The organism is Burkholderia sp. Se-20378 (assembly GCF_017104665.1).
Classification (GTDB): Bacteria; Pseudomonadota; Gammaproteobacteria; order Burkholderiales; family Burkholderiaceae; genus Burkholderia; species Burkholderia lata.
This window is the reverse complement of the sequence record NZ_JAAGPG010000400.1, coordinates 1-7,994: the sequence shown is the minus strand read 5'-3', so window position 1 is coordinate 7,994 and position 7,994 is coordinate 1. Positions and strand designations below refer to the sequence as shown.

Here is a 7,994-nt window from a genome sequence, read left to right as displayed (position 1 = left end):
GCGTTCGCGCGACAGGTCCCAGTTCGATGCGAAGCGCGCCGTATGCACGGGCGTGTCGTCGGTATAGCCGGTCACGCGCACGTTGCCGGGCACCTTGTTCAGCGCATCGGCCACCCGCGCGAGCACTCGCGCCTAGCGTCCGACCCCCGACGTCGCCCCGGCCCTCCACCACCCCCCCCCCCGCAGCCCCACCCCGCCGCCCGCCGCGCCCGCCTGCATGGAACTGAAATGGCTCGACGACTTCGTTTCGCTCGCGGAAACGCGCAGCTTTAGCCGGTCCGCCGAGCTGCGGCACGTGTCGCAGCCGGCGTTTTCGCGGCGCATCCAGGCGCTCGAGGCATGGCTCGCGACCGAACTGATCGATCGTTCGGTTTATCCGACGCGGCTCACGCAGGCCGGGCAGATCTTCTACGAACAGGCGCTGACGATGCTGTCGCAGGCGCACGAGGCGCGCACGCTGCTGCGCGGCCACGTCGGCGCGCCGGTGCCGACGATCGAGTTCGCGGTGCCGCACACGCTGTCGCTCACGTATTTCCCGCGCTGGCTGCAGCGGATCGAGGCGAAGATGGGCCAGGTTCACACGCGGCTGCGCGCGCTGAACGTGCACGACGCGGTGCTGTCGCTCGTCGAGGGCGGCTGCGATCTCGTGATGGGCTACCACCACCCGAGCCATCCGGTCGCGCTCGACCCGGCGCGCTACGACATGCTGATCCTCGGCAGCGAGCCGATCAGCCCGTTTTCGGCGCCGGGCCGCGCGGGGCGGCCGCGCTATACGCTGCCCGGCACGGCCGATGCGCGCGTGCCGTACCTGTCATATACGCCGAACGCGTATCTCGGCCGGATGACGGAGGTCATCGTCGCGAATGCGACGACGCCGCTGTTCCTCGATCGCGTCTATGAAACCGACATGGCCGAAGGGCTGAAGGCGATGGCGCTCGCGGGCCACGGCATCGCGTTCCTGCCGCACAGCGCGGTCGAGGATGCGGTCGCGGGCGGCCGCCTGATCCGGCTCGACCGGTCGGTGCGTGGCGGCGCGTACCCGTTCACGCTGACGATGGAGATCCGGCTGTACTGCGACAAGCTCGCGCTGCAGGGCGACGATCCGCGGCAGAAGCTCGTGCGTGCGCTGTGGGACGTCGTGCGCGACGAACTGCGCGAAACCGCGGGCTAATCGCGGGTTAACCGTGGGCGGTTAACCGCGACCGCGCGGGCCGGCCGGCTGTCGTCGAGCTTGCGCCGCCTGTCGGGCGGCTGTCCGGCGGCCCTCCCGCATCCAGGAAACACGATTTTTCACGCACGCGATGCACGATCGATCGCGTGCGTTCTTGCGCAAATCGACCGCAGATTTGCGAAAAATCGCGATCATGCAAGAAACGCATAATCGAATAAGCAAACGGCATTGGATAAAAAAAACGGGTTTTTCGACAATGTGCGCACCTGTTGACCGTTGGAGCATCCATGTCTTCGCAATTGCAGTCCATCCCGTCCTACCTGCACGCCGACGATCTCGGCCCGTGGGGCAACTACCTTCAGCAAGTCGATCGCGTCGCGCCGTACCTCGGCTCGCTGTCGCGCTGGCTCGAAACGCTGAAGCGCCCGAAGCGCATCCTGATCGTCGACTGCCCCATCGAGCTCGATAACGGTACCGTCGCGCACTTCGAAGGCTATCGCGTGCAGCACAACGTGTCGCGCGGCCCGGGCAAGGGCGGTGTGCGTTACCACCAGGACGTGACGCTGTCGGAAGTGATGGCGCTGTCCGCATGGATGTCGGTCAAGAACGCGGCCGTGAACGTGCCGTACGGCGGCGCGAAGGGCGGTATCCGCGTCGACCCGCGCAAGCTGTCGCGTGGTGAGCTCGAGCGCGTGACGCGCCGCTACACCAGCGAAATCGGCATCATCATCGGCCCGAACACCGACATCCCGGCGCCGGACGTCAACACCAACGAACAGGTGATGGCGTGGATGATGGACACGTACTCGATGAACCAGGGCCAGACGTCGACCGGCGTCGTGACCGGCAAGCCGATCGCACTCGGCGGTTCGCTCGGCCGCAAGGAAGCAACGGGCCGCGGCGTGTTCGTCGTCGGCAGCGAAGCGGCGAAGAAGAAAGGCCTCGAGATCGAAGGCGCACGCATCGCGGTGCAGGGCTTCGGCAACGTCGGCGGCATCGCGGCGAAGCTGTTCCAGGAAGCGGGTGCGAAGGTGATCGCGGTGCAGGATCACACGGGCACGATCTACCAGCCGGCCGGCCTCGATTCGAACAAGCTGCTCGACCACGTTGCACGCACGGGCGGTGTCGCGGGCTTCGAAGGCGCGGAGCCGATGCCGAATGACGAGTTCTGGACCGTCGAAACCGACATCCTGATCCCGGCGGCACTGGAAAACCAGATCACCGAGAAGAACGCAGGGAAGATCCGCACGAAGATCATCGTCGAAGGCGCGAACGGCCCGACGACGACGGCGGCGGACGACATCCTGACCGCGAACGGCGTGCTGGTGATCCCGGACGTGATCGCGAACGCGGGTGGCGTGACCGTGTCGTACTTCGAATGGGTGCAGGATTTCTCGAGCTTCTTCTGGACGGAAGACGAGATCAACCACCGTCTCGAACGCGTGATGCGCGAAGCGTTCTCCGGCGTGTGGGCAGTCGCGGAAGAGCACAAGGTGTCGGTGCGTACGGCAGCGTTCATCGTTGCGTGCAAGCGCATCCTGATGGCGCGCGAAATGCGCGGCCTGTACCCCTGATCTGCGGTTGCCGATTTCAGATCGGTTGACTACGATCAATCCATGACGCAATCCATCCGGTTGCGTGCATGAACCCTCGCGGGCGGTGCCGAATCCGGTACCGCCCGCGCGCGCATTCAGGCGCCGGAAGGGGCGCCCCAAGCCGGGAGGAAGGCTTCGCGCAGCGCGATTCGTAGTGCGGTAAACAACCAGTACTTTCAAAAATATTACTTTGATACACTGGCGCGGGTTTTAGCCAAGGAGATGACCAAAATGAAATACCAAAAGGCAGTCCTGATGTTCGCGGCGCTTTGCGCGTTCGCAAGTGGCGCGCATGCTCAGGAGACGGGCACGCTGAAGAAGATCAAGGACACGGGCGTGATCGCGCTGGGCCACCGCGAATCGTCGATTCCGTTCTCCTACTATGACGAAAAGCAGCAGGTGGTCGGCTATTCGCGTGACTTCCAGATGAAGGTGGTCGACGCGGTGAAGAAAAAGCTGAACCTGCCGAACCTGCAGGTGAAGAACATCCCGGTCACGTCGCAAAACCGCATTCCGCTGGTACAGAACGGCACGGTCGACATCGAGTGCGGCTCGACGACCAACAACGCCGAGCGTCAGCAGCAGGCCGCGTTCTCCGACACGATCTTCGTGATCGGCACGCGCCTGATGACGAAGAACGATTCGGGCGTCAAGGATTTCGCCGACCTGAAGGGCAAGACGGTCGTGACCACCGCCGGTACGACGTCCGAGCGCCTGCTGCGCAAGATGAACAACGACAAGCAGCTGGGCATGAGCATCATCAGCGCGAAGGATCACGGCGATTCGTTCAATACGCTGGAGTCGGGCCGCGCGATCGCGTTCATGATGGATGACGCGCTGCTCGCGGGCGAGCGCGCGAAGGCGAAGAAGCCGGGCGACTGGGTAATCGTCGGCACGCCGCAATCGGAAGAAGCGTACGGCTGCATGATGCGCAAGGGCGATGCGGACTTCAAGAAGGTCGTCGACGACGCGATCGCGCAAGTCGAGAAGTCGGGCGAAGCCGCGAAGATCTACGCGAAGTGGTTCGAGAACCCGATCCCGCCGAAGGGGCTGAACCTGAACTTCCCGCTGTCCGATTCGATGAAGAAGCTGTACGCGAACCCGAACGACAAGGCGCTCGACTGACCGCACGGCCGTTGATGCAGAAATGACGCTAATGAGACGGAAGAGGCCCCGCTTCTTCCGTCTCTTTTTGCTGGAGTCTTGCCCATGTCTTACCACTGGAACTGGGGCATCTTCCTGAGCCCCGTGTCGACCGGCGAGCCGACGACTTATTTCGGATGGCTGATGTCCGGCTTCTGGGTGACCATCGAAGTGTCGCTCGTCGCCTGGGTCATCGCGCTGATCGTCGGATCGCTGTTCGGCGTGCTGCGCACCGTGCCGAACAAATGGCTGTCCGCGATCGGCACCCTGTACGTGTCGATTTTCCGGAATATTCCGCTGATCGTGCAGTTCTTCGTCTGGTATCTCGTGATACCGGAGCTGCTGCCTGCTTCGATCGGCACCTGGATCAAGCAGCTGCCGCCCACCACGCAGTTCTTCACCGCGTCGATCATCTGTCTCGGCCTGTTCACGGGCGCGCGCGTGTGCGAACAGGTGCGCTCGGGGATCAACGCGCTGCCGAAGGGCCAGCGCGCCGCCGGCCTCGCGATGGGCTTCACGCAATGGCAGACGTACCGCTACGTGCTGCTGCCCGTTGCGTACCGGATCATCGTGCCGCCGCTCACGTCGGAATTCCTGAACATCTTCAAGAACTCCGCCGTCGCGTCGACGATCGGCCTGCTCGACCTGTCCGCGCAAGCGCGCCAGCTCGTCGACTACACCGCGCAGACGTATGAGTCGTTTATCGCGGTGACGCTCGCGTACGTGATCATCAACCTCGTCGTGATGTCGTTCATGCGCTGGATCGAAGGCCGCACGCGGCTGCCCGGCTATATCGGAGGCAAGTGATGCATCAGTTCGACTGGAGTAGTATTCCCGGCGCGCTGCCGACGCTGTGGACGGGGGCGGTCGTCACGTTCCAGATCACGCTGATCGCGATCGTGGTCGGGATCGTCTGGGGCACGCTGCTGGCGCTGATGCGGCTGTCGGGCGTGAAGCCGCTCGCGTGGTTCGCGCAGGCCTACGTGACGGTGTTCCGCTCGATCCCGCTCGTGATGGTGCTGCTGTGGTTCTTCCTGATCGTGCCGCAGCTGCTGCAGGGCGTGCTCGGGTTGTCGCCGACGATCGACATCCGTCTCGCCTCGGCGATGGTCGCGTTCTCGCTGTTCGAAGCCGCGTATTATTCCGAGATCATCCGCGCCGGCATCCAGGCGGTGCCGCGCGGGCAGGTGAACGCCGCGTTTGCGCTCGGCATGAACTACGCGCAGGCGATGCGCCTCGTGATCCTGCCGCAGGCGTTCCGCGCGATGGTGCCGCTGCTGCTCACGCAGGCGATCGTCCTGTTCCAGGATACGTCGCTCGTGTACGTGATCAGTCTCGCGGACTTCTTCCGCACGGCGGCCAACATCGGCGATCGCGACGGCACGACCGTCGAGATGGTCCTGTTCGCCGGCGCATGCTATTTCGTGATTTGCTCGTTGGCGTCTGCACTCGTCAAGGGTCTCCAGAAAAAGGTCACAAGATGATTTCCATCAAGAACGTTTCGAAGTGGTACGGCCAGTTTCAGGTTCTCACCGACTGCACGACCGAGGTCAAGAAAGGCGAAGTGGTCGTCGTGTGCGGCCCGTCGGGTTCGGGTAAATCCACGCTGATCAAGACCGTGAACGGCCTCGAGCCGTTCCAGCAGGGCGAGATCCTCGTGAACGGCCAGTCGGTCGGCGACAAGAAGACGAACCTGTCGAAGCTGCGCTCGAAGGTCGGGATGGTGTTCCAGCATTTCGAGCTGTTCCCGCACCTGTCGATCACCGAGAACCTGACGCTCGCGCAGGTCAAGGTGCTCGGCCGCGGCAAGGACGAGGCGAACGAGAAGGGCATGAAGCTGCTCGACCGCGTCGGCCTGAAGGCGCATGCGCACAAGTTCCCGGGCCAGCTGTCGGGCGGCCAGCAGCAGCGTGTCGCGATCGCGCGCGCGCTGTCGATGGATCCGATCGCGATGCTGTTCGACGAGCCGACGTCCGCGCTCGACCCCGAGATGATCAACGAAGTGCTCGACGTGATGGTCGAACTCGCGCAGGAAGGGATGACGATGATGGTCGTCACGCACGAGATGGGCTTCGCGAAGAAGGTCGCCCATCGCGTGATCTTCATGGACAAGGGCGCGATCGTCGAGGACGACCGCAAGGACGATTTCTTCTCGAATCCGAAATCGGAACGCGCGAAGGACTTCCTCGCGAAAATCCTGCACTGAGCGTTCGCGCTTGTCGGCGCGGCATGTGCGCCGATACGAAAACCGCCCGGCCGAGCGCCGGGCGGTTTTTTTTCGTCCGTCGCCGGCGGGCGTTACCAGCTGTAGCGGTAGCCGACCTGCCCGACGATGCCGCGCCGGTAGTCGCCGCCGATGTTGCGCGCGATCTTCGCGTTCGCGTACAGCTCGCCCGACTTGCCGAAGCCCGCGGTCACGCCGACGCCGAGCTCGTACCACGTGCGGCCGAGGTGCGTTGCGAACGGCGTGCCGCCGACGACGGTCTGGCCCGGCGACAGGAAGTCGTGCAGCACGTCGGCCGTGAAGTACGGCGTGGCAGCGCCGCCGCCCGAATCCGACTGGAGGTTCGGCCGGAAGATGCGCACGCCGACGCGGCCGCGCAGCGCGTTCGTCGTCGTACCCGATACCGCCGAGACGTTGTCGTTGAATCCGTTCAGCTTCAGGTGCTGATACATCAGCTGCGCCTGCGGCTCGACCGCGACCGGCAGCGCGCCGATCGCGAACGGCTTGCCGACTTCCTGCGACAGCGCGACGCCGAAGCCGTTCTGCGACGCCTCGTTGCCGTAGCTGTCGCGATAGCGGTTGCCGTAGTGCGTGACCTGACCGACGCTGTCGAAGTACGTGCCGTCGGACAGGTACTTCGTCCAGTAGCCGCCGATGCTTTGCGCGTGCATTTCGACCGAGCCCGTCGACGTCGACAGGTTGGCCGTATCGGCGCGCGCCATGTCGCTGAAGCTTGCGTTCGACACGCCGATGCTGGCCGTCACGCCCGTATGCGTGCTGCCGCCGCCGTTCGGTGCCTGGTCGAGCGTCCAGTCCTTGCCCAACTGCGCGAAGAACGTGCGCTCGTCGGCGGCGAAGCGGCCCGCATTCGCGTCGAGACTCTGGCCGCCGATGCGCCCCCACACGCCGTCGCGATTGCCGGGCTGTTGCTTTTCGAGGTTGTAGATGTCGCCGACGCGCTCGTGCAGCTTGCCCAGTGTCGAGAAGCCGTAGTCGGCGTTGAGCAGCGGCGTGAGAGCATAGCCCGACACGCCGGGGCGATACGCGAGCGTGCCGCCGTTGCCATTCCCGTTGCCGCCTCCATCGCCGCCGCCGGACGGGTGGATCGGGTCGCCGGGATCCGACGGATCGAGTTGCGACCGCAGGTACCAGCCGTTCGCGTCGCTCTGCCCGCCGCGATAGAGCCGGTACTCGTACGCGCCCGCCTGCACGGGGCCCGCGAGCTGGAACGCCGATGCGGTGGTCGTGCCGCCGTTGGCCGTGACGACCACCGGAATCCCGTCGCCCTTCGTCTGCGCGCCGGTGCCGGCCGTGTTGGCGATCTTCAGGCCCGTCGTGCCGCTCGCGGCGCCGCCGTTCACGATCACCCGGTCGGTCGGCGATGCGTCGGCGCCGAGGAACGTGTTGAGCGCGATCGTGCCGCCGTTGCCGACGTAGCTGCCGGTCGTCAGCGTCTTGTAGCTGCCCGTGAGCGTCGGCGAACCGGTCGGCGCGGCGAACGCGACCAGGCCCGCGTTGTTCAGGCTGCTCAGCACCGAGCTGCCCGTCATGCGCCACGTGCTGGTGTTGTCGACAGACAGCGCGACCGGGTCGATCTTGCCGGCCAATGTCGTGCCGTTTGCGAGGAACACGTTGCCGGTGCTCGATGCGTCGGAGACGATGTCGCCGGCCAGGTTCACGGCCGATGCGGTGAAGGTGGCGTGGCTGCCGTGATCGGACGAGCGTCGCGTAGGGCAAGAGCGTGCGCACGCGTGTAGATCCCGGGGGGCGCCGTCGCATCAACCAAACAACCACCACCATCACCCCCCTCCCCCCACCACCCCCCCCACCCCCGCCCACCCCCCCCCGCCCCCCCCCCCCC

General features: G+C 65.1%; 6 protein-coding genes and 1 pseudogene. 6 read left to right on the top strand and 1 reads right to left on the bottom strand.

Translation table 11 applies throughout. The features are described from left to right. The first annotated feature begins 217 nt into the window (after positions 1 to 217). From G3N93_RS29340 to G3N93_RS29315, 6 genes are all read left to right on the top strand, one after another. Positions 218 to 1,171 (top strand): LysR substrate-binding domain-containing protein, encoded by a 954-nt coding sequence (locus tag G3N93_RS29340; RefSeq protein ID WP_206134526.1) that lies wholly within the window; start codon positions 218 to 220, stop codon positions 1,169 to 1,171. 287 nt (positions 1,172 to 1,458) lie between these two features. Beyond that, positions 1,459 to 2,745: a Glu/Leu/Phe/Val dehydrogenase gene (locus G3N93_RS29335; RefSeq protein ID WP_011350945.1), complete on the top strand. Its 1,287-nt coding sequence runs from the start codon at positions 1,459 to 1,461 to the stop codon at positions 2,743 to 2,745. Positions 2,746 to 2,997: 252 nt separating this feature from the next. Next, positions 2,998 to 3,891, top strand: a complete 894-nt coding sequence (locus tag G3N93_RS29330) for a glutamate/aspartate ABC transporter substrate-binding protein (protein ID WP_174939181.1) — start codon at positions 2,998 to 3,000, stop codon at positions 3,889 to 3,891. A gap of 84 nt (positions 3,892 to 3,975) precedes the next feature. After that, entirely contained in the window at positions 3,976 to 4,716 is a 741-nt protein-coding gene (locus G3N93_RS29325) for an amino acid ABC transporter permease (RefSeq protein WP_011350947.1), read from the top strand. Then, positions 4,716 to 5,393, top strand: coding sequence for a glutamate/aspartate ABC transporter permease GltK (gene gltK, locus G3N93_RS29320; protein ID WP_174939183.1), 678 nt, complete (start codon positions 4,716 to 4,718; stop codon positions 5,391 to 5,393). The genes G3N93_RS29325 and gltK overlap by 1 nt, the downstream gene beginning before the upstream one ends. After that, positions 5,390 to 6,115, top strand: coding sequence for an amino acid ABC transporter ATP-binding protein (locus G3N93_RS29315; RefSeq protein WP_011350949.1), 726 nt, complete (start codon positions 5,390 to 5,392; stop codon positions 6,113 to 6,115). Before gltK ends, G3N93_RS29315 begins: the two co-directional genes overlap by 4 nt. 92 nt (positions 6,116 to 6,207) lie before the next feature. Here G3N93_RS29315 and G3N93_RS29310 read toward each other — a convergent pair. Further along, positions 6,208 to 7,845 (bottom strand): annotated as a pseudogene (locus G3N93_RS29310) (autotransporter outer membrane beta-barrel domain-containing protein); the annotation flags it as partial. Positions 7,846 to 7,994 lie beyond the last annotated feature (149 nt).